We start from the raw sequence: 25,582 nt of genomic DNA, 5'->3' as shown, positions 1-25,582 counted from the left end.
AATCAGCTTCGCGCTGATCCCTTCATCGAAATGCTCCTATTGGCGGCGGCGGACTTGTCCGCTCGCCGCTTTTTTTTTGGGCTCACAGGGTCGAGGAAGACAGCCATGTTCAGAAATACCACTATCCGGACCGCTCTGACCATCACGATCGCCGGCTACACGGCCGCGTTGACGCTGGTGATCGCAACGTCGATTGCGGGCCTGGAAACGGCCAACACGGCCCTCGACAGGATGTACAGCGAGGAGACGGCTGCGCTGCGACACCTTACCGCCAGCAGCGAAGCGCTTCTGCAGGTGCGGGTCGATCTCGGTGCGTACGAAACGCTCGTCGCGCAGGGAAAGCCAACTGATGCGGTGCTCGCGCGAGTGCATGCCGAGCAGACGGCTAGCAATCGCGAGCTGGCGGCCTATGCCGCGCAAGCACCGTCGAATGAGGTTGAAAGGAAGCTGGCCGATGCGCTGCGCGCGAAGCGCGAGCTATTGATGAAACGGGCGCTTAGCCCCGAAATCGCGGCGCTCGACCAGAACGATTTCATGTCGTTCCGGACGACGCAGCGGGAGGCGCCTGACACATTATTCAGTGACTACCGGAACGCCGCGCTCGCGCTCGAGGATTATCAGGCAGAGCAGCAAAAAGCGCGCTTTGCCTCGGCGCAACAGCATTTTCATAGGCTGCTCTGGCTCTTCGGCACGATTGGGTCCGCCGCCATGATCCTCGGCTTCTTCGCGCGATCCGCGTTGACGAATTCGATCGTGCGGCCTATCGATGCCGCTATTCGTCATTTCGAGCGCATTGCTGCTGGTGATCTGGCAAGTGAGATCGCAACGCTGGGCGTCAATGAAATGGGACGGTTGATGACTGCGCTGGTCCGGATGCAGGCGGGGCTCGTTGCTGCCGTAAGTCAGGTGCGTCAGGGAACGGCGGCGATCACGCACGGCGTAGGCGAGATTGCGAGCGGCAATGCAGACCTGTCGACGCGTACAGAGCTGCAGGCGGCGACCCTGGAACAGACCGCATCGAGCATGGAAGAGTTGACTGCGACGGTCCGGCAGAATGCCGATAGCGCGCGGCGGGCCAGTGCGCTCGCGGAAAACGCGTCGGAGATCGCGGCACGCGGCGGCGACGTTGTCGGCCAGGTTGTCGACCTGATCGCGGACATGTCGTCGAGTTCAAAGAGGATCGTCGATATCATAGGCGCGATCGAGGGCATCGCGTTCCAGACCAACATACTCGCTTTGAATGCGGCCGTCGAAGCTGCACGTGCCGGCGAGGAGGGACGCGGATTCGCGGTGGTCGCGGGCGAAGTGCGCGCGCTCGCGCAACGTTCGGCCGCCGCGGCGAAGGAGATCAGGGAGCTGATCGGCGATTCGGTTGCGAAGGTGAGGAACGGCGCCGAACTGGCGACTCGCGCCGGCGAGACAATGGCCGAAATCGTCACGGCGGCCCGCAACGTGACCGGCATCGTCAGCGAGATCAGCGCAGCCTCAGAAGGGCAGTCGCGCGGCATTGATCAGATCAATACCGCGATGACGCAGATGGACCACGCGACGCAACAGAACGCCGCGCTAGTCGAGCAAGCCGCCGCTGCTGCAGCGTCGCTGGAAGATCAGGCGCGCGCGCTCGTCGATGCGGTGGCAGTGTTCAGGCTGCGTGAAACCGGCAAGCTGTCCGCCGAGGAACCCAGCGAACAGAACTGGAGCGCGCCCGAGCTGCTCACGGCGAGCGCATGACGACATCCAGTGCAACCTGCCACGCCGATTGGAGGTCCAAGAAGTAGCGGATGCGTCAGATGCGAGGAGGTGTGCGATGAACGGTCGAGCAGCAGTCCGGTGCATTTGCGCCGCTTTACTCACGTTACTCACATGCAGCCTTTCGGCAGGTCTCGCCGGATGCGATGCGCTAAGCGGTCCACCGGCGGCGGAATGGCCAGGACCTCACGCCCCGTATCCTTTCCCGAACGATGTTCCGCATCGTACCGAATGAGTACCGAATGAGCCGCACGAACTCCGTCATGCCACTCGACGTCAACCAGTTGCCCCGCATGTGACGTTGGGCGCAGTGTACGGTGACGGATACTCAGACGTTGGACCGCTGAGCAGGCGCAGTCGGTAAGTCGCCAATACGTCGGCTTCCGTTTTCTCGCGTCGGGTGAGCGGGGTACTGGCGTTGCGCTCGGCGGTCAGGGACTCGTTCACGGCGCAGTCCAGCGTTTTTCCGTCGGAAAGACGCACCGTCGTCGAATAGGCATAATCCGGCTGCGCGGCCTGGCAATCGGCAGTCCAGAACGCGGCGACCGCGAATAGTGCTAACAAAAGAGGTTGGGTCTTCATATCGCTTCCGTTGTCTTGATCGTCACTGTTCGACCAAGGCAGCGGCAGCGCATTCTGGCTATTTTTGCAATTCTGAATTCCAGCGATTTGCAGAGTTAAAGACTAATTAGCGGCGATACTGATCGTCCGCGTGACATCGACAACCGACAGCCGGATCGCGTCGATCAACGCACGCGCGGCAGGTGAGGGCGTGCCGGCCGCACGCATGGTCAATCCTATGTCGCGCCGGGTGTTGTGCAGTTGCACTTCGAGCACCGCCAGCTGACCGGATTGAACTTCATAGTGCAGTTGCTGGCCTGATAGCGCCGCGACCATGTCCGTGCCGAGCAGCAGCCCACGAATCACCGCGAGGTCGGCTGTCTCGACCGTGGGCATCGGCGACTTCACTTTCACGCGCTTGAATTGCGCTTCGAACAGTGCGCGAGCCGGCGCATTGCTGCGCGGCACGATCCACTGCGCGTCGCGTAAGTCCATGATGGTGAGGTCGCGCGCGTGAGTGAGCGGATGATCGCGACGCACCAGAAGCATCATATCTTCCGACATCAGGCGCTCGTTCTTCAGGCCGCTACTCGCATCGTTATCGCGCAGCGCACCGAGAATGAAGTCGATATCGCCCGCTCTCAGACCCGCAACCAGCGCCTCGTAGGCGCTTTCGTCAGTTACGACCCGCACGCCCGGATGCGCCGCGGTCATTCGCGCGATCGCTCTCGGCAGGAGCAACGTGCGCCCGAGCGGCAACGCGCCCACCGTCACCGCACCCTGAATCTTGCCGTGCAATGCGGCGATATCGTCGGGCACGTGCCGCAATTCGTTCAACGCGCGGCGCACGTGAAGCAGAAACGTTTCGCCCTCCGTAGTGAGCAGGATCCCGCGCGGGCTGCGGTGGAACAGATTCAAACCGGAGCCGCTTTCCAGCACCCGAATCGCGGTGCTCACGGCCGGCTGACTGATGCCGAGGGTCTTAGCCGCACTCGGCATATGCCGATGACGCGCCAATGCGGTGAACAACTGAAGCCGCCGGGTGTTGAGCAGATAGGCCGGCAGCGCACCTTCTGCTGGTGGCCGCCGGCGCGCCTGCCTCGCGGAGCACCACTGCGCGAGTTCTTCCAGTTCGGCAAAGATGCGCTCGCAGCGCTGCAGCACGGCGCGGCCAACGGGCGTCGGGAGCATGCCTGAGGGGCCGCGATCGAAGAGGGGCTCGCCCAGTGCCGACTCCAGTTCCTGCACCGAACGGGTCACAGCCGACTGGGCCCGAAACAGCGCCGCTGCCGCACGCGTTGCGCTGCCCATGTCGGCAACGAGTCGAAATGCGCGCAGTTGCGCCAGGTTGAGAAGTTCTTTGCTGCTCACGGATGGCGACGCTCTGGCTGGCGGGTGTTTAACGCGTCCGCGATCGTGTGCTGGGTGATCTCGTTCATGGGTCTCTACTCATTCGAGGCCATCAAGTATAGCGACGCATCAAGTCTCGTACCACGCTTGACAGGCGGCTTGCGACTTCGTTTTCTGGGCATCTGTTTTGTTTATCGCATGCGGACAGCTGGGTCGGTGAACTGCGATGCGACATGCTCGCCGTGTATATCCGAAACCCTATATCCGGTGCGGCTTTCCGCGTTTATCCAAGCACCGGCGATCGGCAACCGGGATACTTGCGAGCAAATTAATCGACGTGGATGTGGTTTACCCGTACTTTCGGCAAACCTGCGCGATCCATATTGTTGCATTTCACGATGGTTGCAACGGAAGACAACGGGATATGGCAAGGATCATTGGTGGAATCGGCACGTCGCACGTGCCCACTATCGGCATGGCATACGACAAGGGCAAGCAGAACGACCCTGCATGGGCGCCGCTCTTCAAAGGCTACGAACCGGTGGCCAACTGGCTTGCGGAGCGTAAGCCGGACGTGATGGTGATGTTCTACAACGACCACGCCAACAGCTTCTTCTTCGATTGCTATCCGACCTTCGCGTTAGGGGTGTCGGCTGATCATACGTTCGCGGACGAGGGCGCAGGCAAGCGCCCGTTGCCGGACATCGCCGGCCATCCCGACCTGGCTATCCACATTGCGGAGCAGCTCGTCAACGACGAGTTCGATCTGACGATTTTCCAGGACCGTGCACTCGATCACGGATGCAATTCACCGCTCTCGCTGATGTTGCCGCATGACGGCGGCTGGCCGATGTCGCTCGTGCCGATGGAAGTCAACGTGCTGCAATATCCGCTGCCCACCGCGAACCGCTGCTATCGCCTCGGTCAGGCGCTGCGCCGCGCGATCGAATCGTTCGAGCAGGATCTGGATGTGGTGGTGGTCGGCACCGGCGGCCTGTCTCACCAGGTCCACGGCGAGCGAAGCGGTTTCAACAATACCGATTGGGACATGGAGTTCCTCGATCTGATCGTCCGTGATCCGCAGCGTCTTGCCGCGATGAAGCATGTCGACTATGTGCGCCTCGGCGGCGCGGAGAGTGTGGAGACGATCATGTGGCTCGCGATGCGCGGTGCGCTGGGGCCGAAGGTTCGTGAACTGCATCGCAGCTATTACCTTGCGACGAGCACCGCGATGGCCGTGACCCTCTATGAAGACGAGGTGACGCAATGAACCCGCAGCTGATCGGCATCGAGGAATTGACGGGCACGTATCCGTTCGATATCCGCCAGAGTATGAAAGCGATGCGCCTGAACCGCTTCTTTTGGCAGATGCGCGAAGCGCCGGCTCGCACGCTCTGGCTGGAGAACCGGGCCGCAGCATACGACGCGGCAGGCCTGACGGCGGAAGAACGCGCGCTCGTCGACAACACCGACTGGATTGGTCTGATCCGGTATGGCGTGTGTTTCTTCGTCCTCGAAAAATTTGCGCGTGTGGTGAAGATCACGAACCTGGGCATGTACGCCAGCATGCGAGGCGAAACACTCGAAGCGTTTCTGAAAACGCGCAGGGTACCGGAAGCCGTCTAGGACGGCTCGGCGCTGCGCCGCATCTTTTTAGCGGTTTTTCATTTCGTTTTTTCATTTCGATACCAAGAAGACCCCGGGTTCGACAGAACGCCGGGGCGGGAAACTATTTTCTCCGGAGACACGCATGAAATCTGCAGACTCAGTCGACATCAAGGCGTTTATCGACGCGCGCAAGGTGTCGGCGTACCAGTGGCTGGTCCTCGTTCTATGTTTTCTGATCGTCATGATGGACGGTCTGGACACGGCCGTGATGGGCTTTGTCGCACCCGCCATCATGCACGACTGGAATGTCAGCCGGGCCGCCTTCGGTCCGGTAATGAGCGCCGCGATGGTCGGCCTCGCGATCGGCGCGCTGGCCGCGGGGCCGATTGCCGATCGCATCGGGCGAAAGAAAGTGCTGATTACATCCGTGTTGTGCTTCGGCTTCTTCAGCCTGATTTGCGCCTTCGCCGACTCACCTGTGCAACTCGTCACGCTGCGCTTTCTGACCGGGCTGGGCCTCGGCGCCGCGATGCCGAACTCGACCACGCTTCTGTCCGAATACGTACCGTCGCGCAGCCGCTCGCTGCTGCTCACGATCATGTTCACCGGCTTCAACTTCGGTTCGGGCGCCGGCGGTTTCGTAGCGGCTTCGCTGATTCCGCACTTCGGCTGGCGTGCGGTGTTCATGTTCGGCGGCGTCTTGCCGATTCTCAGTGTTCCCTTGCTGCTGTGGCTGCTGCCCGAGTCCGCGCGTTTGATGCTGGTGCGCAAAATGTCGACGGAGCGCATCGCGGCAACGCTCGGCCGCGTGTGCGGACATGTCTTCGATAAAGACGTGCGCTTCACCGCCCCCGAACCGGTGATCGCTGCGAAGGCGCCGGTGCGGATGCTGTTCGCGGACGGCTACGCGTTCAGCACGCTGATGCTGTGGCTCACGTACTTCATGGGCCTGCTGATCATCTATCTGCTGACCGGCTGGCTGCCCACGTTGATCAAGGACGCTGGCTTGCCCGTCGAGCGCGCTGCCGCGATCACCGGAATGTTCCAGTTGGGCGGCACCGTGGGCGCCGTTGCGGTCGGCTTCGCGATGGACCGCATGGATCGCAATGTAGTGATCGGCACGGCGTATCTGCTCGGGGGCGTGTTCATCTTCGCGCTGGGCATGGGCACGCTCAAGTCGAACCTGCTGCCGGTTCTCGTCACCTGTGCCGGCTTCTTCATGAGCGGCGCGCAGACCGGCCTCAATGCACTCGCGCCGACCTGTTATCCAACACGTGCCCGTGCAACCGGTGTGAGCTGGATGCTTGGGTTTGGCCGGCTCGGCGGCATTCTGGGCTCGCTCGTGGGTGGCGCGTTGCTGTCGCTGGGATTCAGCTTCGAAACCGTATTCGCGGTGCTCGCGGTGCCTGCACTGATCGCTGCTGCGGCGATCGTCATGAACCGTCTCGCGCTGCGCTTTATCACCAGTCCGGTGGCCGACGCCTGAATGCGCTTGCAGCGGTCTCATGCAACGGCGTGTTGGCTGCTGTGCGCACGGCATCCCTAACTTGAAGTAGTTGACGGAGAGAGAGCTATGAGTGGCGATTTCAGCGTGAGTGGAAGTGGGCTTAACAAGGGTGTGACCGCGAGTGTGACGGAGTGGCCAAACCGCATGGCGATTATTCGCGCGGGCGTGATTGGCGGATTGGTCGGCGCCGTGATCATCTGGATTTACGAAGCGCTCATCTGGGTAGGGGCGCAGCACTTGATGCCGTTGGCGGGCATTCCACGCAACGCGACGGGACTGGTGTTCGGCAAGCAGGTGCAGGAATCGCTCGGCGTGTGGGCTTATATCGTCGGCACCGGCATTCACTTCGTGTTCGCGTCGGCGTGGGGCGTTCTGTTCGCGGCGATCTGGCCGTACTTTCGCCGACGCGGATACGAAGCCACTTTTGTGGCGCTGTTCTACGCGGTTTTCGCGTGGATCGCGATGCATGTGGCGATCATGATCGCCTCCGATAACCACCCGAACTATTACGACCCGGCCGTGATCATTGGCGGCTTCATGTCCCATATCTTCTTCACCGTCCCTTTGGCCTTAACGGTAAAGCGGCTGCTGCAAGCACGCGAGCAATAACCCCAGGGGTTTGATGAAGCTTTAGCAACGGTGCCGAAGAAAAAGAATTTCAACAACACGTATGAATTGGAGATCTGTCGAATGAATAAAAGTATCAGGCGAGTAGACGTTGTGCTGTTCGGAGCCGCGATCGTGGCTTCCGTACCGGCTTTCGCGCAGAGCAGCGTCACGTTGTACGGTATCGTGGACAACGGCGTTTCCTATACCAACAATCAGACATCCCTCGGCTCTACACACGGAGGGAAATCGGACGTCAAGATGGCGCCTGGCGTGTGGGCGGGCAGCCGCTTCGGCCTGAAAGGCGGGGAGGATCTGGGCGGCAATACGAAAGCGATCTTCCAACTCGAGTCCGGCTTCAACTCGGCAAACGGTGCTCAGCAATACACTAATGCGATGTTCGGCCGCCAGGCGTGGGTCGGCTTGACCAACCCGGTGTACGGTACGTTCACGGCGGGCCGGCAATACGCTTCGTATTACCAACTGCTCTCACCGTATAGCCCGACCACGTGGATCACCGGCTACTACGGCGCCCATCCTGGCGATATCGACGGTCTCGACACGATCTACCGCGCGAACAACACGCTGGAGTACACGTCGCCGAAGCTCTATGGCCTGACGGTGAGCGGCTCGTATTCGCTGGGCGGCGTGGCGGGCGGCACGAACCAGGGCTCGACCTGGTCGACCGCGGTTCAGTATGCGATGGGTCCGGTGGGCCTCGCGGTCGGCTTCTCGCGAATCAACAACTCGACCGCGGGCGGCGGCGCGTGGGGCGCGGATTCGACCACCACGAACGGCGGCTCGCAGATCGGCGTATCTGCACTGACAAACGGCTACCAGACTGCGCAGGCTCAACAGCGTTTCGCGGTGGGAGGCGGTTACACGTTCAATAGCGCGTGGGATGTCACAGCTACCTATTCGAACGTCCAGTACATTCCGGGCAGCGGCTCGAAGTTCCACGACACGGCGATCTTCAATACCGGTGGTCTCGTCCTGCACTGGAAGCCGGCCGTTGCGTGGGATTTCGGCGCGGGGTACAGCTATACCCGTGCCACACGTGCGAACGCCATTCAGGACAATGCCCAATACCACCAGTTCAATCTCTCCGAGTATTACGCGCTGTCGAAGCGCACGGGGTTGTATGCGCTGGAGGCCTATCAGAAGGCGAAGGGCAAGACGCTGGGAACCAACGGTGCCGGGCAAATCATCGATGCCACGGCGACGCTCGGCGATGGGTATAACAGCACGCCGTCTTCTTCCGGCAGTCAGTTTGCGCTGGGTGTGGGCATTGTTCACCGGTTCTGATTGGTAGCTTTTGCGGTGAGGGAGGCCGGGTTGCGTTGAGCCCGGCCTTTTGTTCTTCCGTGAACGGTCACGCGTTAAAGGGCGCTCGCAGAAAACCGCATGGTGACGGTGTAGGCAATAAGTAACCAGGCTTATTACATCCGAGGTAATTGGCGAGCCGCTCCCTCACGCCTAATCTTCGGTCATTGCGCAACTCATCCCGAGTGGTGCTTACGACCGAGGTCACATCATGTCGACGTTTCACATTCATACGATTGAATCCGCACCCGAGCAATCCAGGCCGGTATTGCGGCAGCTTCAACAAAACTTCGGCCTTATCCCCAACATCGCGGGAGCCATGGCCGAATCGCCGGTGTTGATCGGGGGCTTCATTGGTATCTTCCAGAAAGTTCATTCGGGTACTTTTACGGAAGCGCAGATACAGACCCTGTTGCTGACTAACGCAGTGACGAACGCATGCGCCTGGGCAGTTGCATTTCACACGGCCCTCGCGCTGAAAGAAGGGCTTTCCCCCGCCGACGTCGAAGCCATTCGCGACGGCCGCGCGCCTGCTGATAGCAAACATGCGGCCCTCTCGACATTGACAAAAACAGCGATCGGGAAGCGCGGACACCTGAACGACCATGACGTGAACCGGTTTATCGAGGCTGGTTTCCGCAAGGACCAGGTGCTCGAGGTTCTCACTGTGCTGGCTGCTTCCACTATCACAAACTACGCCGGCAATATCACGAAGCCCCCGCTCGAGGCACCTTTCCAGGAGTATGCCTGGGCCGCCCAGGCCTCGTCCTGAAGGGCCGCTTAGCACGAGGGAGTATGCTGACCGGCGTGGTTCGAACGACCGGTTGGCGCCAGACATCCACGGATGCTTCGGCGCCACCGGTCACTCAACCTGATCTGTATCGACTTGCGGAAAAGAGACCGATGAATCCTGCGAATCCCGAAAGGAAGACGCCGCCGAATGAACTCGGCGCGCTGTTGCGTTACTGGAGAGACCTGCGCGGCATCAGTCAGTTGGACTTGTCGTTCAACGCGGGTGTCTCGCAGCGGCACATCAGTTTTATCGAAAGCGGACGCAGCGTGCCGAGCCGTCAGATGCTGATGGACATCGCTCAAGCGCTCGACATTCCTCTGCGCGAACGCAACGCGCTGCTACTGGCAGCAGGCTATGCGCCGATGTATGCCGACAGCGCCTGGAACGCACAGGAAATGCAGAGCGTCACCAACGCACTCGGGCGAATGCTGCGTCAACACGAGCCGTTTCCCGCTCTCGTCATGGACCGCTACTGGAACGTGCTGATGACCAACGAATCCGCGCCGCTTTTTTTCAATTGCTTCATCGATATGGCTGCGCGCAAGGGGCCGCGCAACATGCTGCATCTGATTTTCGATCCGGATGGAATGCGTCCGTTCATTGCCGATTGGCAAGCGGTGGCGAATAGCCTGATTCAGCGTGTCTATCGGGAATCGGTCGGTCGTGTGGTCGACGATCAGACGCATGAGTTGCTTGCCGCGCTGCGTGCTTATCCGGACGTGCAAACGGACTTGAAGTCTTCTCAGAGCCCTTTGGGGGGCGGGTCCGCTGCAGCAGGCATGCCGTTGATCCCCATCGGTTTCGTCAAGGACGGCAAGGTCCTGAACTACTTTTCAATGGTCGCAACCGTGGGCACGCCGCAAACCGTCGCGGCGCAGGAACTGCGTATCGAATGCATGTTCCCCGCGGACGACGTGACGGAAGCGCGTCATCTTGAACTGATCAACGCGGTCCCGCAACAACACTGAGGGTCATCAGAACCGGTGCCGCAAACCAATACTGACGATCGCCTGCGACTGCGTGTCCGACGAGTGGCTGTTGCCCTTGTCGCTGACCGACGCGGTCGCCGCGACCGGATTACCGAGCGCATCCAGCGTGACACCGGATGCGTGCTGATAGCCGCCCATCAAATAGACCGTGGAACGTTTGGACAGGTTGTACTGCGCACCGAGTGTCACGTTGTGATATTGCGCACGCTCATCCACACCCTCCACTTCGCCGCCACGTGTGTAGCTATAACCCGCGAACAGTTGCACGGCCGGGCGGATCGTCCACTGGCCGAATACGCCCGCGATGTTGAACGTCGCATGCCCGTTGAACAACGAGTCGGCGCCCGAGCGATATTGCACGTTGTTGTAGTTCACCCCGACGATAGCCGGGCCAAGATTGTACGTAGCGCCCGCAGCGATGATCTGTTGCGATTGCGCACTCGCGTAACCTTCATTGATCGACGAATTGAACAGGCCGTCGTCCGTGCCGCTCCACTTGCCGTACGTCGAGTCTTTCGTCCCGCTCTTGCTGTTGTCCGAACGCTCATAACCGACGCCCACATGCAGCGGGCCGTTGCCGTATCCCGCGCCCACGCTCCACGTGTTCTGCTGCTTCAGGCTGCCCGGTTGACCGCCGAACCCATACAACGCACCGAACGTAAAGCCCGAGTAGTTCGCGCTCGTTATCATAGGTGTTTTTCAGGCTGAATGGCCTGCGGACGGGCCGACGGGACCGACGTGAAGCTGACGCGAAAAAGCGACGTTTTTGCGCAGGCATGGCTATTAGCGGCCGGTCGAACGGACGTGGTTTACCCGCGCTTACGGCACGCTGACGATGGCGAGCGGTCGCCGGCAGGGGCCTGAGATGGCCATACGGGTCACGTGAATCCCACTATATCTTCCAGCCGTATTGCGCCGGCCCCGGCGCGGGAATACTTTTCGCCTGCTGCAAACGCGCGAAAACAGATGAACCCTACAAATTGAAAGCAAATTCCGCGCTGAAGGGCTCTTTTCGACGCCAGTGCCACGCGCCGCCGGGGGCACACATCACGACGACCATCAAGGAGACAAGCTGTGGTTCCCGCAACCGTGCCGATTAACGTTGGTAATACCGCCTTCATGCTGCTCTGCGCGAGCCTCGTCATGCTGATGACGCCGGGTCTCGCGTTTTTCTACGGCGGCCTCGTCGAACGCAAGAACGTGCTGGCGATCATGATGCAGAGCTTCATCTCGCTCGCATGGACAACCGTGCTGTGGTTCGCGTTCGGCTACTCGATGTGCTTCGGCCCAAGCTGGCACGGCATCATCGGCGACCCGACCTACTATGCGTTCCTGCGCGGCATTACGCTGCAAACCATGTACACGGGCAACGACGCGGGCATTCCGCTGGTGGTCCACGTCGCCTATCAGATGATGTTTGCGATCATCACGCCGGCGCTGATTACAGGTGCGTTCACCAACCGCGTGACGTTCAAAGCGTACTTCCTGTTTCTGACTGGCTGGCTAGTACTGGTGTATTTCCCGTTCGTGCACATGGTATGGAGTCCAGATGGACTGTTCGCGAAGTGGGGCGTGCTCGATTATGCAGGCGGCATTGTGGTCCACAATACCGCCGGATTCGCCGCGCTAGCGTCGGTGTTGTATGTGGGGCGCCGTCAGACCGTCACGCACAAGCCGCACAACGTGCCGTTGATCGCGCTCGGCACGGGCCTGCTGTGGTTCGGCTGGTACGGCTTTAACGCCGGCTCCGAGTTGCGCGTCGACGCCATCACGGCTTCGTCTTTCCTTAACACCGATGTCGCCGCTTCGTTCGCTGCCATTACGTGGCTGCTGATCGAATGGGCCAACGCACGGCAGCCGAAATTCATCGGCTTGCTGACCGGTTCGGTCGCCGGCCTCGCGACCATCACGCCCGCGGCCGGCTATGTGTCGTTGAGCACGGCCGCGATAATCGGGATTTCTGCTGGTGTGATCTGTTATTACGCTGTTGCGCTGAAAAACCGGCTCGGCCTCGACGACGCGCTCGACGTGTGGGGCGTGCATGGCGTGGGTGGCCTGGTCGGTACCGTTCTGCTCGGCGTGTTCGCGTCGAAGGCGTGGAATCCGAGTGGCGCGGATGGCCTGCTGTTGGGTGGCGGCGCTTTCTTCGTCAAGCAATGCGTGGCGGTACTCGTGTCCGGCGTCTGGGCGTTCGTGTTCACGTGGGGCATGTTATGGCTGATCAACCGCGTGACACCCGTTAAGGTCGATGCAGCCGCCGCGCAGCACGGGCTCGATACCGAGTTGCATGGCGAAGTGGCTTATCTGGACGCGTAAGCACAGCACAAGGTGAGAAGAGAGCGGGACGCTTGCGTCCCGCTTTTTTTTTCGTCCCTATTGGAAAGCGACACGCGCCATCAACCGAATCAATCCGGAAGAGGGGGTGAAGCCCGTGGTCGCCTCTATGCTAGCGTTGGGTCTGGGCCCAATGTGAAGCGCAACATCCATGGAAAACCTCCTCAAGAAACTCGACCTCACCTCGTTGCGCCTGTTCGTCGCCGTTTGCCAGGAGCAGAACATCGCGCGCGCGGCTGAGCGCGAATTCATCGCGTCGTCCGCCGTGAGCCGGCGCATTGCCGAGATCGAGGCGTTGATCGGCTTACCGGTGATTCAGCGCCAGTCGCGCGGCATTACGGTGACGCCGGTCGGCGAGACCGTGCTGCGCTATGCGCTGGCGATCATCGGCAACATCGAACAGATGAGCGCAGAGTTGTCGCGCTTTTCGTCGGGGGCGAAGGGGCGGGTGCGGGTGGTGGCGAATCTTTCGTCGATCGTGCAGTTTTTGCCGGAAGACGTGGCGGCGTTCGGGCGCGTGTTTCCGGAGGTGTCGATCGAACTGGAAGAGGAGAACAGTGCGGACGTGCTGCGTATCGTCGACGAACACGGCGCGGATTTCGGCATCTGCAATCCGGTTGCGGGCAGTGAAGCCTTCGAGCAGGCGCCGTATCGGGAAGATCGGTTGGCGGTACTGGTGCCGGGCGGTCATCGTCTCGCCAACGTGCCGCGCGTGGCGTTCGACGATCTGCTCGACGACAGCTTCGTCGGCCTGCGCAGCGAGAGCGCGCTCACGAGGCTTCTCGCGCAGCAGGCGGCGGCCAGCGCGGGACGACAGCTCGACGTAAAGATCCGCGTCAGCAGCCTCGACGCGCTGTGCCGGATGGTCCACGCGGGCCTCGGCATCGCGATTGTGCCCGAGCAGGTGGGGCTGCTCTATGTGAATGCGCTCGACGTGCGTTTGCTGTCCTTGAGCAACGCCTGGGCAGTGCGGCATCTCATCATGATCTTCAAATCGCGCGATCAATTAAGCGCTAGCGCGGCGGCGCTGGTGGGGTTCCTCGGCAGCAAGCCCTAGCTTGCGGGACGCCTCGCATCACTCTCCAAACAAGACGTCTGCGTTGCTGGACTGGCACTTCGGCATCGCCACCGCGCGCCGTATAGTGAGCGCAAGGAGAATGCATATGAGCGATACGATTCGTTTGGACGGCCGCGTGCTGTACTTGTCCCAGGACCCCGCGGTGATCGAGGCACAACTCGCCGGTGAAAATTTCACGCGCGCGAGCGCCGGCCCGCTGCGCGATAACGTGTCCACCGACGAAATCACGCCGGTCACCGTCATGCTCACCTATGACGAACGCCTCGGCCAGTATCCGTACGTCGGCTTCAAGGCGGGCGAGCGCCTGCCGATCGGCCGCAATGCGGTCAAGGACGGCGGCTTTCAGGTGACGGTTGCGGGCAAGCGCTACGGCAAGGGTTCGTCGCGCGAATCGAGTCCGTTGGCGGAGTTGTCGGCGGGCATTCGCCTGATCGTTGCGGGGAGTTTCGAGCGTATCTATCAGCAGAATTGCGACAACATCGGTATTCTCACTACCACCGATTTCTCCGTGCTCGATCGTCTGATCGCGGGAGAGGCCGTGCCGATCGACGAGTTTCTCAAAGGCCGCGATGCGCTCACGCAGCAGATCATTCGCAGCGGCGGATTGCTCGCGTACAGCAAGTTCGCGGACTGGCCCGCGCCGCGTGTGCGGGAGATGGCGAACGCCGCAATTGCGGCAAATGCGGCAAGCGCCGCCGAACCGAAGACGCTGGTCGAGAAGATCATCGAGCGCCATCTTCATCCCGGCATTGAAAGCGCGCAGCGCGGAGACGGCGTGTTCATCGCCGCCGACTGGCGCTTCAGCCACGATTACTTCACCGGCATGTGCGCGCATCTGATGCATCGCGCGTTCGGCAGGCCCGCGCCGCTGCATGCGCCGGATCACATCATCGCGTTCCAGGATCATCTGGTGCTCGCGTCGCAAAGCATTCCGCACGTACGCGACGGATTGCTGCCGGGCGTGGCCAATCTGATGGAAGGGCACACGTCGTTCTCGCGCGACTATCCGGTGCGCTCGCACGGCGCGCTCGATAACTCGCCGGCTTCCGAAGGCATCTGTCATGCGCTGATGGCCGAGCAGTATGCGTTGCCGGGGCAGGTTGCGTGCGGCACCGATTCGCACACGCCGCATTCGGGCGCGCTCGGCTGCCTCGCATTCGGTGCGGGCGCAACGGAAATCGCCAATAGCTGGGTGACGGGTTACGTGCGCTGCAAAGTGCCGGAGACCTTGTGCATCGAAATCGACGGCGCGTTGCGCGACGGCGTCACCGCGAAGGACGTCATGCTGCATCTGTTGCAGATGGACGCGGTCCGCTCGGGCGGCGCGATCGGCCTCGTGTTCGAATACGGCGGCGCAGCGGTGCGCGCGATGTCGATCGACGAACGCGCGACGCTGACCAACATGGTCGCGGAACTGGGCGGCTTCACGGGCATTGTGGAACCGGACGAACGCACGGTGGCGTTTCTGAAGGAGCGGCGCGGCGTCGATTTCACCCTTGAAAACTGGATGAAAAGCGATTCCGGCGCCACGTATCGCGACACGATCCGCATCGATGCTACCGCCATCGAACCGATGCTCGCGCGTCCAGGCGATCCGGGCAACGGCGTACCGGCGCCGCAACTGGAGCAGGACGTCACGATCGATATCGCGTATGGCGGCTCGTGTACGGCGGGCAAGCGCGAAGACTTCGACTTCTATCACGAGGTATTGCGCTGGGGCGTGGAGCAGGGCATGCGTGTGCCCGAGGGCACGCGTCTCTTTCTGCAATTCGGCACGATGGCGGTGCGCGCGTACTGCGAGGAGCAAGGTTATTTACCTGTCTTCGAGCGCGCGGGTGTGACGCTGGTGATGCCCGGTTGCGGTTCCTGCGCGAATTGCGGACCGGGTCAGTCGGCCAATGCGAACGAGGTGACGATCAGCGCGATCAACCGTAATTTCCCCGGCCGTTCAGGCCCGGGCAATGTATGGCTCGCGAGCCCGTACACCGTTGCAGCGAGCGCGCTGGCCGGAAAAATCACCACCTTCGAACAATTGAAGCGCACACGCGGCTAGAATGCTGGCCGGAACTTGCGGCCCGGCATCGTGGTGCGCGTGACACGCGAAAGTACGAAGGCCGGCACAAGACCGGCCCCGGCGAGCATCATCGTGCAACGCCTGCATGACCCGCATCACCAGGAGACAAACAATATGGCATCCCCCGATCACGCCGGGTCCGTCGCGCGCAGCGCCGGCGGCGCGGCGTCTTCCGCGATATGTGGGTGCCGCCGTACCGCAGCCGCACGCTGATGATGGCGATCTTCAATATCTTCCAGACGGTCGGCTTCTACGGCTTTGCGAACTGGGTGCCGACGCTGCTGATCAAGCAGGGTATTACGATCACCACGAGCCTGATGTACTCGAGCGTGATTGCGCTGGCCGCGCCAATCGGTCCGGTGATTGGCCTCTTTATCGGCGATCGCTTCGAGCGCAAGACGGTGATCGTGGTGATGGCGGCCGTGAATATCGTGTGCGGCCTGTGGTTCAGCCAGGCGTCCGGCGCGGTGTTGCTGGTGAGCCTTGGCGTGTGTCTGACGCTCGCGGGCAACATCATTTCGTACAGCTACCATGCGTATCAGACCGAGCTCTTTCCGACCAGCATCCGCGCGCGGGCGGTGGGCTTCGTCTATTCGTGGAGTCGGTTTTCCGCGATTTTCACGGCCTTTCTGATCGCGGCGGTGTTGAAGCACTTCGGCACGACCGGCGTGTTTGTATTCATCGCCGGTGCAATGCTGATCGTGATGCTGACAATCGGGTTGATGGGGCCGCGAACGAAGGGGCTGGAGCTGGAGAAAATATCTCGGTAGCTGCGGAACCAGGGCCGACCCGCGGCTGGCTACAGCGGCCGCATCGACGATGCGTGGCCGCGTTGAGGCATCGCTGCGGTGCACGCCAAGCCAGAATAGTCGCGATAAGCCCTGTCGGGCTTATCTGATTGCCGCTATGAAGAATGTCGAGTCATGGGCCGTTTGACCGACATCGTTGGCGCGTCAGCAGCGTCACGCAAATCATCGAGATCACGCCCCCGTGTTTCCGGTGTGAAGTAGGTCGTCACCACGCCGATCAAGCTGAGAATCGCGACGTAAGTGGCAAGCGGAAGCCACGCCAGAATCGTCCCCTCGTGTCCACCCCAGTGCGCCGTCGCCCAGGCGATGATGGACGCGCCGATGAGCGGCGCCACCCCGCCTGCGATCACAGCCGATACTTCGCGTCCCACCGCCACACCGGCATAGCGATGCTGCGCGCCGAAGAGCTCCGGCAGCAGCGCGCCCTGCGTCGCGAACATACCCCAGACGCCGGCCAACGCGACGCACAACATCGCAATGCTTGCGGTGGCGTTGCCGAGGCTCAACACCCACCAGGTCGGATAGGCCAGCAGCAGTTGATAGAACGCGAAGGCGCGATAGACGGGGATGCGCCCGAATCTGTCACTCAGCATGCCGGCCAGCGGAATGATGAGCGCCCCCGAGGCGCCGGCGAGCAGCAGGGCGACCGGGCCGATCTGGCCTTTGAGGCCGGTCGCCGTCGCCATATAACTGATAGCGAGCGACTGATAGATCGACGAGCCTCCGTTCTCGGCCATGCGCATGCCGATGACCTTGAGAAGTGTCGGCTTCGAATGATTGATGAGGTGCTTCAACGGATTGTCGTTGAGCTCGCTTCGTGCTTCGAGTTTGGCAAACGATGGCGACTCCTTGAGCTTCAGCCGGATCCAGATCGCCACCGCAATGATGACGACGCTCAACAGGAACGGCACACGCCACAGCCAGCTTTGCGAAAGATCCTCGACGCGGACCAGCGCGAAGTAGATCGCAGCCGCCATCACGGTGCCGAGCAACACGCCCATGAACGGCAAGGCGGCGAAATAACCGCGACGTTTGGCCGGCGCATACTCGGCCATCAACACGGCGGCGCCTGCCTGTTCCGCGCCGGCGCCCAATCCCTGCAGCAAGCGGCATCCTACGAGCAGTACCGGAGCCCAGATGCCTGCGGACGCATAGGTGGGTAAAAGGCCGATGAGCGTGCTTGCGACGCCCATCAGCAGAATCGTCGCCATCAGGACGAACTTGCGTCCATAACGATCGCCGAGCGCGCCGAAGATGATGCCGCCCACCGGCCGGATGGCGAAGCCAAGGAAGTACGCGCCAAAGCTCGCGATCAGTCCCATGGCCGGCGTGCTGGACGGAAAGAAGAGCGGGCCGAAGATCAGTGCCGACGCGAGGTTGTACAGCGCGAAGTCATAATATTCGAGCGCGCTGCCAAGCGACGCCGCCCACGCGGCGCGATACAGATCGGCGTTCGTGACTTCGTGCCTACCGGCGCCGGCATCGGCGCACGCGCCGGCGGCATGATCCGGGCCGCGCGAGTCCGTTGCAACGGTTTGTTGGTGTTTCATCATGTCTCCTCCAATGGGGATGCCGTTCGGGTCACACATGACCCGAACGGCCCACTCCTGTTTGCGGAAGGCGAGTGCCACTCGTCGCCATCCGTCGTCGGCTTCGCATCGGCGATTCCGCTCCCGTCTTGCGCGGGGTGCCGGATCGCGGGAGCAATACGCGCTTTCATCCAAAACGGAGCCTGCTAGTGTGCTAGCCCACGCGTGCAATCTCGTCGAGCAAGGCTGCACTCATCGTCTCTAGCGGCGCAGGCTTGCCTGTGTACAGTTCGATCTGGCCGCAGAATTGATGCAGCAGCATCCGGGTTCCATCGACGACGCGGCATCCAAGCTCAGCGGCGTCGCGAATCAGCTTGGTGCGCACAGGGATAAACGCCGCGTCCATCACGAACAGATGCGGCGCAAGTTGCGTGGGTTTCAGCGGATTGACGTCGGGCGTGCGGAAGCCGGCGGCCGTCGCATTGACCACGCCGTCGAACCCCGCCGCGTCGAAATCATTCAGATCGCCGCAGAAAGCAAGGCCGAAGTTGCGCGCCAGTTCTTCTCCACGCGCCGTGGTGCGGTTGAACACGGTGAGCTCTGCGCCGGCGCGCTGCACGCCCCAGGCGATCGCGCGTGCCGCGCCGCCCGCGCCGAGCAGCGCGATGCGGCGACCCGGTAGCGGCGTCACTTCTTCGAGCGCGCGCACCGCGCCCATGCAGTCGGTGTTGTAGCCGGTCAGGTGGCCGTCGCGGTTGTCGATCGTGTTCACCGCGCCGATTTCGCGTGCCGTTTCGTCGAGCGCGTCGAGGTGGGGAATGACGGCCTGTTTGTGCGGCATCGTCACATTCAATCCGCGAATGCCGAGCGTGCGCATCGCGCTGATCGCGCCGGCGGCATCCTCCACGCCGAAGCTCACGAATGTGTAGTCGACGCCGAGCGCCCGATAAGCCGCGTTGTGCACCTTGACGTTGAACGTGAACGGCTGGCCGGCGAGCGAGCCGCATAGCGTCGGAATCGAGTGAGGCATGAAGCGCATGTGCTGTGTTCCTGTTCTCTTCAGTTGACGGTGGTCAGCGCGGGGTCGTGCGAAGCGAAGAAGGGCCGATCAGATGCTTGCTGTCGGCGGTAAAGGCGATGCCCATGTGAATGTCTCCGATCTTGTGTTTTGCGATGTATTGCCGTGATGAACGGCCTCTCCCGGACTGCGCCGCGCTTCCAGCGATGCGCCCCGGTTGCCTCGAATGCCCACAAGTTCAACGCAAGTGCAGCAAACGTGCCAATAGTCTTTCGTGACGTTGTTATCATCATTCGTGATTACCGACGACCGCTTGCGGAGAAACACCATGGAATTGAAGCACCTGCGCGCATTCGTGGCACTTGCCGAAGAGCTGCATTTCGGCCGCGCGGCGCAGCGCCTGTGCATCGTGCAGCCTGCGCTGAGCATGCAGATCAAGGCGCTGGAAGAGGAACTGGAGGTGCGGCTCTTCGAGCGCGACCGCCACAAAGTCGCGTTGAGCGACACCGGGCGGCTCTTTCTGCCCGAAGCGCGCGCCACGCTTCACCAGGCGATGCGCGCCGAGCAGACCGCGAGGCTGTCCGCGCGCGGGGAGATCGGTGTGCTGCGGGTCGCGTTCGTGTCGTCGGTCCTGCCGAAGCTGCTGCCCGATCTGATCCGCGCCATGCACGCGCGTTATCCGCTCATCACGCTGGAACTGAAGGACATGACGACGCCGGAGCAGATCGCCGCGCTGCATGACAACAAGCTCGACTTCGGCCTGTTACGCCTGCCCGTGAGCGGTGCCGGACTCGAAACGCGCGTGGTGCTCGAAGAATCGTTCGTGGTGGCGGTGCCGGACGATCACGCGCTAGCCACAAAGCCTTTGATTTATCCGGCCGATCTGAACGGCTCGCCCGCTTTCGTGCTCTCGCGTCGATATGCGCCCGGCTTTTACGACGAGATGCTCGTCGCGCTGACACAGCAGGGTGCGGTGCTCGACATCGCTCAGGAACTGGGCGAATTCCCGACCATGCTGGCGCTGGTGGCGGCGGGACTCGGCATCGGCGTCATTCCAGCCGCGGCGGCGCTTGCTTTGCCGCCCAAGGTCGTGGCGCGTCCGCTCGATTTGCCTGGCCATCGCACCGGTATCGGCCTCGCTTACACGCGGCTCGATAGTGCGGTGAAATCTGCGCTCTTCGGCGTGATGGCGCAATGCGCGGGCGACGTATGGGAGAAGTGAGTTTCGACGAACGCAATCAGCGTCTGGGCGACATGGAGCTTGTCGCCTGGCTGTCCTCGTGTATCGCCTACCGCCGCGATGGCGCCCTACGGTTCAGTGATAGCCCGCGTCTCCTTCGCGCACCTTGCCTCGGAACACGCGGTATTGCATGGCGTTGTAGACGAGGATGATCGGCAATACGATGACGGTGCCGACAAGCGCAAAGAGCTGGCTTGAGTGGCTCGACGAGGCGTCCCAGATCGTCAGGGACGGCGGCACGATGTATGGCCAGATGCTGATGACGAGACCGGTATAGCCGAGGAAACAGATCGCGAGCGTCAAGAGGAACGGCATGGCTTCGTGTTGCAGCCGAACAGAGCGGAAAATGCCCCAGACGCAGAGGACCACAAGGATCGGCACGGGCAGAAACCATCCGAGATTGCCGCTTCCAAACCAGCGCTGCGCTACGGCAGGCAACCCAACAACTGTCCACAGGCTGACGATAACAATCGTTGCCAGAAGGACGCTCACGAGCGGCCGCATGAGCTCGCGCATCTTGCGCTGCAATTCCCCGTCCGTCTTCAGGATGAGCCAGCCGCAGCCGAGCGTCGCATAGGTCATAAGTACGCCGATGCCGCAGAACACGCTGAACGGTGAGAGCCAATCGAACGGATCGCCGACGAAGCGCGCGTTGACAATCTTGATGCCTTGCAGTAGGGACCCCAGCACAATGCCCTGGCAGAAGGCCGCGAGCGCTGAGCCGCCAATAAAGGCGAGATCCCATGCGTGTTGTGTGCGATTGGCCTTCGCGCGCAGCTCGAACGCCGCACCGCGAAAGATCAGGCCCACGACCATCAGGATCAGCGGCATATAGTTCGCCGGCAGGAGCGTCGAGTAGACGACCGGAAACGCACCATAAAGCCCGGCGCCCCCAAGGACGAGAAACGTCTCATTGCCGTCCCATACCGGGGCGATGGTATTGAGCATCACTTCGCGATCGCCTTTGGCTTCAAAAAACGGAAACAGAAGGCCGATGCCGAGATCGAAACCGTCGAGCATCACGTAGATAAAAACACCGAGTCCGATAATGAATGCCCAGACGACTGGAAGATCGATTTGCATGGCCTTATTCTCCTTCCAAAGCGTCCAGCGCACGGTTGTGCAATTCCGGGTACTTCAGCGATTCGCGGGTTTCGAGGCCTGCCCCCGGGCCCTGCTTCATCATCTTCAGCATGTAGTAGACGCCCGTGCCGAACACGAGGAAATACACAAGAACCAAGATCAACAAAGAAACGCCCGCTTGCTGGGAGCCGATCGGCGAGACGGAGTCTATCGTGCGCACGACGCCGTAGACGGTCCAGGGCTGGCGGCCCACCTCCGTCGTGATCCACCCGGCCAGCAGCGCCAGGATGCCGGACGGACCCATGCACAACACGAACCATTGATACCATCGGGTCTCGTAGAGCCGGCCGCGCAATCTGAGCAGCAGGCCAACGAGCGCGGTCAATAGCATCAGCATGCCGAGACCGGCCATGATCCGGAAAGTCCAGAACACGATCGGAGAATACGGGCGATCCTCGGGCGGAAACTCCTTCATGCCGCGAATCTCGCCATCCCAACTGTGCGTCAGGATCACGCTGCCGAGATGCGGTATCTGGATTGCGTATCGCGTGACCTCTGCGTTCATGTCGGGCAGACCGACCAGGTTGAGTGCGGTGCCGCCGTGCTCGGTTTCCCACAGCCCTTCGATGGCCGCGATCTTCACAGGCTGATATTTACGCGTGTTTAGTCCATGCGCGTCGCCGATCAGAATCTGAATCGGCGTCAGCAATAGCAGAATCCACAGCGCCATCGAAAAACTACGCTTGACCGGCACGTCGCGCCGTTCGTGGAGCAGGTGCCAGGCACCGCATGCGGCGACGATGAAGGCCGCCACGATGAACGCGGCAATCGTCATGTGCGCGAGCCGATAGGGAAACGAGGGGTTGAAAATCACCTTGAACCAGTCGACCGGTACGATGCGGCCATTTTCGATCGCGAACCCCTGCGGCGTTTGCATGAAGCTATTCGACGCGAGAATCCAGAACGTCGAAATCAGCGTACCGACCGCGACCATTAGCGTCGCGAAGAAATGCGCGCGGGGACTCACGCGATGCCAGCCGAACAGCATGACGCCGAGAAATCCGGCTTCGAGAAAGAACGCAGTCAGCACCTCATAGGTCAGGAGTGGCCCGGTGATGTTGCCGGCAATCAGGGAGAATCCACTCCAGTTGGTGCCGATCTCATAGGCCATCACGACGCCGGAGACGACACCCATTCCGAAGCCGACCGCGAAGATCTTCGACCAGAACAGGTACATGTCCTTGTAGGCCTTGTCACCGGTCAGCAGAAAGCGCCATTCCAGCACGGCGAGGAAGCTGGCCATGCCGATGCTGATCGCCGGGAAGACGATATGAAACGAAACCGTGAACGCAAACTGCAACCTGGCGAGATGAAATGCGTCGAAGATTTCCATGATCGGTCAATAGCTCCAGGTGATGACGCATGCCTGCCGATAGACCGGACGCCAACTCACCGGTCTATCGGGCGGCCAGGCTCTTGCAAAGTCAGTTCGTTGCCGCACGAACGACATGAACTGGAACAGACTTGTAAGAGGGCGTACCGCTCTCCTTGTCGATGTAGTCGAGCGGAACCAGAACGTTTGCTTCCGGGTAATACGCCCCCACTGAACCCTTCGCGATGTTGTAGATGATCGCGGTGAGGTTCTTAAGCGTAAGCTGCCGGCCGGAGGTCACCGTTTCGATGTCCACCAGATCGCCGTGTTCGATTCCGTACGCGGCCATGTCCGCTTCGTTCATGAACAGGACGTCACGCCGTCCGAATACGCCTCGATAACGATCATCCATGGCGTAAATGGTGGTGTTGTATTGATCGTGGCTACGGAGCGTGATGAGACGCAGCACGTTTTCAGCACCGAAGACGTCGGCGTCCTCCTTCACGCCGCCGTACACCGAGAAGATGGCCTTGCCCGATGGGGTAGGCCATATGCGCTCAGTTGGCGGAAGCGGTAATCGGAATCCGCCAGGCGTTCTGATGCGCGCGTTGAAGTCTTCGAATCCTGGAACGGTCTGCTCGATCAGATCCCGGATCTTGTCGTAGTCGGCGATGAGTTCCATCCACGGCAGCTTGCTGTTCGGCAACGTGGCACGCGCCATACCCGCGACGATTGCAGGTTCCGAACGCAAGTGCTCGGACGCCGGCATGAGCTTCCCGCCCGATGCATGGACCATTGACATCGAGTCTTCCACCGTGATCGATTGCCGCCCTCCAGCCTGCATATCGAGTTCGGTTCGGCCGAGGCAAGGGAACAGGTACGTTTCCTTCGAGACGAGCAGGTGCGTACGATTGAGCTTGGTGCCGATATGCACGCCCAGATCGAGTTTGGCCATCGCGGGGAAGGACTGTTCAGAGTCGGGCAATGCAACGGCAAAGTTTCCGCCCAGGCAAAGGAGCGCCTTCGCCTTGCCGTCGATCATCGCCTGCATGGCCTGGACCGCATCGTGCCCATGATCGGACGGCGGCGTGAAGCCACATGCAGTCTCAATCAGCTTGAGGAACTCCTTGGACGGCTTCTCCGTAATGCCGACAGTGCGGTTGCCCTGAACGTTGGAGTGCCCGCGCAGCGGGCAGATGCCGGCCCCGGGCTTGCCGAAGTTGCCGCGCAGCAGTAACAGGTCGGCAATCAGGCGGACGTTGGCTGTGCCTTTGTTGTGCTGCGTCACGCCCATGCCGTAGGTGACGATCGTCGCGTTCGACTTTGCGTAGGCGACGGCGACGTGATCGAGGTCCTCGCGCGTGAGACCGCTGGCCTTTTCGATATCGTCCCATGAGGTCGCTTCGAGGTCTGCGGCGAAGGCATCGAATCCCTCGGTATGCGCAGCAATGAATTCCCGGTCAAGAACGTTTCCCTGTTCGGCCTCCATCTGGAGCAAGGCCTTCATGACCCCCTTGAGTGCGGCCGCGTCGCCGCCCGCGTCGACCTGGAAATAGGTCGACGCAATCCGGGTCGACCCAAAGGTCGCCATCTCCATCATGCTCTGCGGATCGGCGAAGCGCTCCAGCGCGCGCTCGCGCAGCGGGTTGAACACGATGATCGGGACGTCGCGCCGTGCTGCTTCATGGAGCGTACCCATCATGCGCGGGTGATTCGTGCCGGGATTGTGGCCGATCGCAATGATGAGTTCCGCCAGGTCGAAATCGTCTAACGAAACCGTGCCTTTGCCGATGCCGATCGATTGCGGCAGGCCCACGCTGGTGGGCTCGTGGCACATGTTCGAGCAATCGGGGAAATTGTTCGTGCCATATTCGCGGGCGAACAGCTGGTACAGGTACGCGGCTTCATTCGAAGCGCGGCCCGACGTATAAAACTCGACCTGGTTCGGCGATAGCGTACGCAGAATTTCGCCGATGCGCGCAAACGCATCCTCCCATTCGACGGCGCGATACGTATCGGTCGCACGGTCGTAGACGAGTGGGTGCGTGAGCCGGCCCATATCCTCCAGCTGATAGTCGGTCTTTTGCAGAAGCGACGTTACGGTGTTGCTAGCGAAAAACTCCGGCGGAACGCGCTTGGTGGTCGCTTCCCACGTGACGGCTTTGGCGCCGTTTTCGCAGAACTGGAATGTAGACTTGTGCTCCTTGTCCGGCCAGGCGCAACCCGGACAATCGAAGCCATCAGGCTGATTGGTTCGCATCAACGTAATCGGCGCCTCGATGCTTTCCATTTGCGTCCGGATGGCTTGAGCTGTTGCCCGGAGTGCCCCCCAACCGCCAGCAGGTCCTTCGTACGGCCGGATGCCTGGCACTTCGCGTCGCGTGGTCATATGAACCTCCATGAGCGCCCCCAGATGTACAGGGGCCGTCGAGACTGTGTTGCTTCAGGATTGCACCGCATGGCGGCTTACGTTTTGTATTCTTCTTCGATTTAGTTTAGTTAATCTAAATGTATCCGCAAGGCAAAAATAGACCCGAACTTGGTGCGATTTGAGTGTCG

General features: G+C 61.3%; 19 protein-coding genes and 2 pseudogenes. 13 read left to right on the top strand and 8 right to left on the bottom strand.

Annotated elements, in window-relative coordinates; genetic code table 11:
* Positions 1–105: 105 nt before the first annotated feature.
* Positions 106–1,731 carry a methyl-accepting chemotaxis protein gene (locus GNZ13_RS05585; RefSeq protein ID WP_172161259.1) on the top strand — a complete coding sequence of 542 codons (1,626 nt, stop codon included), beginning with the start codon at positions 106–108 and terminating at the stop codon, positions 1,729–1,731.
* A gap of 294 nt (positions 1,732–2,025) precedes the next feature.
* On the opposite strand, the gene GNZ13_RS05580 is transcribed toward GNZ13_RS05585, so the two are convergent.
* Both GNZ13_RS05580 and GNZ13_RS05575 read right to left on the bottom strand, forming a co-directional pair.
* Entirely contained in the window at positions 2,026–2,331 is a 306-nt protein-coding gene (locus GNZ13_RS05580) for a hypothetical protein (protein WP_172161191.1), read from the bottom strand.
* A gap of 102 nt (positions 2,332–2,433) precedes the next feature.
* A complete protein-coding gene (locus GNZ13_RS05575) occupies positions 2,434–3,681 on the bottom strand; it encodes a LysR family transcriptional regulator (RefSeq protein WP_172161257.1) in 1,248 nt (415 codons plus the stop codon).
* Positions 3,682–4,084: 403 nt separating this feature from the next.
* Here GNZ13_RS05575 and GNZ13_RS05570 point away from each other — a divergent pair, with 403 nt between their 5' ends.
* The 7 genes from GNZ13_RS05570 (at position 4,085) to GNZ13_RS05540 (ending at position 10,465) form a co-directional block, all read left to right on the top strand.
* The gene (locus tag GNZ13_RS05570; protein ID WP_172161255.1) at positions 4,085–4,930 is read left to right on the top strand and encodes a gallate dioxygenase; all 846 of its coding nucleotides are present in this window, start codon (positions 4,085–4,087) and stop codon (positions 4,928–4,930) included.
* Positions 4,927–5,286 carry a protocatechuate 3,4-dioxygenase gene (locus GNZ13_RS05565; protein ID WP_172161253.1) on the top strand — a complete coding sequence of 120 codons (360 nt, stop codon included), beginning with the start codon at positions 4,927–4,929 and terminating at the stop codon, positions 5,284–5,286. The genes GNZ13_RS05570 and GNZ13_RS05565 overlap by 4 nt, the downstream gene beginning before the upstream one ends.
* 124 nt (positions 5,287–5,410) lie before the next feature.
* A complete protein-coding gene (locus GNZ13_RS05560) occupies positions 5,411–6,754 on the top strand; it encodes an MFS transporter (protein ID WP_172161251.1) in 1,344 nt (447 codons plus the stop codon).
* A gap of 87 nt (positions 6,755–6,841) precedes the next feature.
* Positions 6,842–7,384 carry a hypothetical protein gene (locus GNZ13_RS05555; RefSeq protein ID WP_172161249.1) on the top strand — a complete coding sequence of 181 codons (543 nt, stop codon included), beginning with the start codon at positions 6,842–6,844 and terminating at the stop codon, positions 7,382–7,384.
* Between the two features lie 81 nt (positions 7,385–7,465).
* Positions 7,466–8,686: a porin gene (locus GNZ13_RS05550; RefSeq protein ID WP_172161247.1), complete on the top strand. Its 1,221-nt coding sequence runs from the start codon at positions 7,466–7,468 to the stop codon at positions 8,684–8,686.
* Positions 8,687–8,915: 229 nt separating this feature from the next.
* Complete coding sequence (locus GNZ13_RS05545; RefSeq protein ID WP_172161245.1) at positions 8,916–9,476, top strand: carboxymuconolactone decarboxylase family protein; 561 nt, start codon at positions 8,916–8,918, stop codon at positions 9,474–9,476.
* Between the two features lie 131 nt (positions 9,477–9,607).
* The gene (locus GNZ13_RS05540; protein WP_172161243.1) at positions 9,608–10,465 is read left to right on the top strand and encodes a helix-turn-helix domain-containing protein; all 858 of its coding nucleotides are present in this window, start codon (positions 9,608–9,610) and stop codon (positions 10,463–10,465) included.
* Between the two features lie 6 nt (positions 10,466–10,471).
* On the opposite strand, the pseudogene GNZ13_RS05535 reads toward GNZ13_RS05540, so the two are convergent.
* Positions 10,472–11,170 (bottom strand): annotated as a pseudogene (locus tag GNZ13_RS05535) (porin); the annotation flags it as partial.
* Positions 11,171–11,560: 390 nt separating this feature from the next.
* Between GNZ13_RS05535 and GNZ13_RS05530 the strand changes: the two are divergent.
* From GNZ13_RS05530 to GNZ13_RS05515, 4 genes and pseudogenes are all read left to right on the top strand, one after another.
* Positions 11,561–12,802 (top strand): ammonium transporter, encoded by a 1,242-nt coding sequence (locus GNZ13_RS05530; protein ID WP_216674724.1) that lies wholly within the window; start codon positions 11,561–11,563, stop codon positions 12,800–12,802.
* 169 nt (positions 12,803–12,971) lie between these two features.
* Positions 12,972–13,877: a LysR family transcriptional regulator gene (locus GNZ13_RS05525; RefSeq protein ID WP_172161241.1), complete on the top strand. Its 906-nt coding sequence runs from the start codon at positions 12,972–12,974 to the stop codon at positions 13,875–13,877.
* A gap of 106 nt (positions 13,878–13,983) precedes the next feature.
* Positions 13,984–15,951 (top strand): aconitase family protein, encoded by a 1,968-nt coding sequence (locus GNZ13_RS05520; protein WP_172161239.1) that lies wholly within the window; start codon positions 13,984–13,986, stop codon positions 15,949–15,951.
* A gap of 125 nt (positions 15,952–16,076) precedes the next feature.
* Positions 16,077–16,742: pseudogene (locus GNZ13_RS05515) on the top strand (MFS transporter); the annotation flags it as partial.
* Between the two features lie 134 nt (positions 16,743–16,876).
* Here the strand turns inward: GNZ13_RS05515 and GNZ13_RS05510 are convergent.
* Together GNZ13_RS05510 and aroE are read right to left on the bottom strand one after the other, a co-directional pair.
* The gene (locus GNZ13_RS05510) at positions 16,877–18,331 is read right to left on the bottom strand and encodes an MFS transporter (protein WP_216674723.1); all 1,455 of its coding nucleotides are present in this window, start codon (positions 18,329–18,331) and stop codon (positions 16,877–16,879) included.
* A 193-nt stretch (positions 18,332–18,524) separates the two neighbouring features.
* On the bottom strand, positions 18,525–19,349 hold the full coding sequence (aroE, locus tag GNZ13_RS05505) for a shikimate dehydrogenase (protein WP_236001821.1): 825 nt from the start codon (positions 19,347–19,349) through the stop codon (positions 18,525–18,527).
* Between the two features lie 307 nt (positions 19,350–19,656).
* Here aroE and GNZ13_RS05500 point away from each other — a divergent pair, with 307 nt between their 5' ends.
* Complete coding sequence (locus GNZ13_RS05500) at positions 19,657–20,550, top strand: LysR family transcriptional regulator (protein WP_172161237.1); 894 nt, start codon at positions 19,657–19,659, stop codon at positions 20,548–20,550.
* Between the two features lie 93 nt (positions 20,551–20,643).
* On the opposite strand, the gene cydB is transcribed toward GNZ13_RS05500, so the two are convergent.
* The 3 genes from cydB to GNZ13_RS05485 all read right to left on the bottom strand — a co-directional run bounded on the left by cydB (position 20,644) and on the right by GNZ13_RS05485 (position 25,412).
* Positions 20,644–21,651, bottom strand: a complete 1,008-nt coding sequence (gene cydB, locus GNZ13_RS05495) for a cytochrome d ubiquinol oxidase subunit II (RefSeq protein WP_172161235.1) — start codon at positions 21,649–21,651, stop codon at positions 20,644–20,646.
* Between the two features lie 4 nt (positions 21,652–21,655).
* Positions 21,656–23,044: a cytochrome ubiquinol oxidase subunit I gene (locus GNZ13_RS05490; RefSeq protein ID WP_172161233.1), complete on the bottom strand. Its 1,389-nt coding sequence runs from the start codon at positions 23,042–23,044 to the stop codon at positions 21,656–21,658.
* A gap of 91 nt (positions 23,045–23,135) precedes the next feature.
* Positions 23,136–25,412: an FdhF/YdeP family oxidoreductase gene (locus tag GNZ13_RS05485; RefSeq protein ID WP_172161231.1), complete on the bottom strand. Its 2,277-nt coding sequence runs from the start codon at positions 25,410–25,412 to the stop codon at positions 23,136–23,138.
* Positions 25,413–25,582 lie beyond the last annotated feature (170 nt).

The sequence above is a fragment of the Paraburkholderia elongata genome (assembly GCF_013177735.1).
In the GTDB taxonomy this organism is placed as follows: domain Bacteria; phylum Pseudomonadota; class Gammaproteobacteria; order Burkholderiales; family Burkholderiaceae; genus Paraburkholderia; species Paraburkholderia elongata.
Note: the sequence above shows the minus strand (reverse complement) of the source record. Positions and strands in the feature narration are given on the sequence as shown.

Bases quoted from the DNA above. Each gene is read 5' to 3' on its own strand.
- GNZ13_RS05585 (WP_172161259.1), top strand. From the start codon at position 106: ATGTTCAGAAATACCACTATCCGGACCGCTCTGACCATCACGATCGCC.
- GNZ13_RS05580 (WP_172161191.1), bottom strand. From the start codon at position 2,331: ATGAAGACCCAACCTCTTTTGTTAGCACTATTCGCGGTCGCCGCGTTC.
- GNZ13_RS05570 (WP_172161255.1), top strand. From the start codon at position 4,085: ATGGCAAGGATCATTGGTGGAATCGGCACGTCGCACGTGCCCACTATC.
- GNZ13_RS05565 (WP_172161253.1), top strand. From the start codon at position 4,927: ATGAACCCGCAGCTGATCGGCATCGAGGAATTGACGGGCACGTATCCG.
- GNZ13_RS05560 (WP_172161251.1), top strand. From the start codon at position 5,411: ATGAAATCTGCAGACTCAGTCGACATCAAGGCGTTTATCGACGCGCGC.
- GNZ13_RS05555 (WP_172161249.1), top strand. From the start codon at position 6,842: ATGAGTGGCGATTTCAGCGTGAGTGGAAGTGGGCTTAACAAGGGTGTG.
- GNZ13_RS05550 (WP_172161247.1), top strand. From the start codon at position 7,466: ATGAATAAAAGTATCAGGCGAGTAGACGTTGTGCTGTTCGGAGCCGCG.
- GNZ13_RS05545 (WP_172161245.1), top strand. From the start codon at position 8,916: ATGTCGACGTTTCACATTCATACGATTGAATCCGCACCCGAGCAATCC.
- GNZ13_RS05540 (WP_172161243.1), top strand. From the start codon at position 9,608: ATGAATCCTGCGAATCCCGAAAGGAAGACGCCGCCGAATGAACTCGGC.
- GNZ13_RS05525 (WP_172161241.1), top strand. From the start codon at position 12,972: ATGGAAAACCTCCTCAAGAAACTCGACCTCACCTCGTTGCGCCTGTTC.
- GNZ13_RS05520 (WP_172161239.1), top strand. From the start codon at position 13,984: ATGAGCGATACGATTCGTTTGGACGGCCGCGTGCTGTACTTGTCCCAG.
- GNZ13_RS05510 (WP_216674723.1), bottom strand. From the start codon at position 18,331: ATGAAACACCAACAAACCGTTGCAACGGACTCGCGCGGCCCGGATCAT.
- aroE (WP_236001821.1), bottom strand. From the start codon at position 19,349: ATGCGCTTCATGCCTCACTCGATTCCGACGCTATGCGGCTCGCTCGCC.
- GNZ13_RS05500 (WP_172161237.1), top strand. From the start codon at position 19,657: ATGGAATTGAAGCACCTGCGCGCATTCGTGGCACTTGCCGAAGAGCTG.
- cydB (WP_172161235.1), bottom strand. From the start codon at position 21,651: ATGCAAATCGATCTTCCAGTCGTCTGGGCATTCATTATCGGACTCGGT.
- GNZ13_RS05490 (WP_172161233.1), bottom strand. From the start codon at position 23,044: ATGGAAATCTTCGACGCATTTCATCTCGCCAGGTTGCAGTTTGCGTTC.
- GNZ13_RS05485 (WP_172161231.1), bottom strand. From the start codon at position 25,412: ATGACCACGCGACGCGAAGTGCCAGGCATCCGGCCGTACGAAGGACCT.